The following is a 498-nucleotide window of genomic DNA, read 5'->3' as shown; positions in this document are numbered from 1 at the left end:
GAAGAGCCGGAGGAGCTCGTCGTTGAGGCGTTCGCGGGTGATCTCGTCGAGGGCACCGAACGGCTCGTCGAACAGGAAGAGCTCCGGGTCGAGGGTGAGCGACCGGGCGAGCGAGACCCGCATCCGCATGCCGCCGGACAGCTGCTTCGGCAGGTTCGTCTCGAAGCCGTTCAGGCCGACGAGCTCGATGGCGTGGGCGGCCTTGGCGGCTCGCTCGGCCTTCGGCACGTGTCCGAGCTCGGCGAGCAGCTCGACGTTGCCCTGCACGGTGCGCCAGGGCAGGAGCGTGGCGTCCTGGAAGACGTAGCCGATGCGGTCGGCCGCGACACCGGCCGAGCCGTCCGACGCGGTCTCGAGGCCGGAGGCGATGCGGAGCAGCGTGGACTTGCCGCAGCCGGACGGGCCGACGACCGAGACGAACTGGCCGCGGTCCACGGTGAGGTCGACGCCCTGCAGGGCGATGGTGCCGTTCGGGAAGGTCATCTCGACGTTGCGGAA

At 70.5% G+C, this 498-nt stretch carries 1 protein-coding gene; it reads right to left on the bottom strand.

Annotation, left to right across the window (positions count from 1 at the left end):
- A partial coding sequence (locus JSX79_RS18030; protein WP_229087570.1) for an ABC transporter ATP-binding protein occupies positions 1-498 on the bottom strand: 498 nt, incomplete at both ends.

This window comes from Curtobacterium sp. GD1 (genome assembly GCF_020882855.1).
In the GTDB taxonomy this organism is placed as follows: domain Bacteria; phylum Actinomycetota; class Actinomycetes; order Actinomycetales; family Microbacteriaceae; genus Curtobacterium.
The sequence above is the reverse complement of the archived record's forward strand: the minus strand, read 5'-3'. Positions and strand labels throughout refer to the sequence as shown.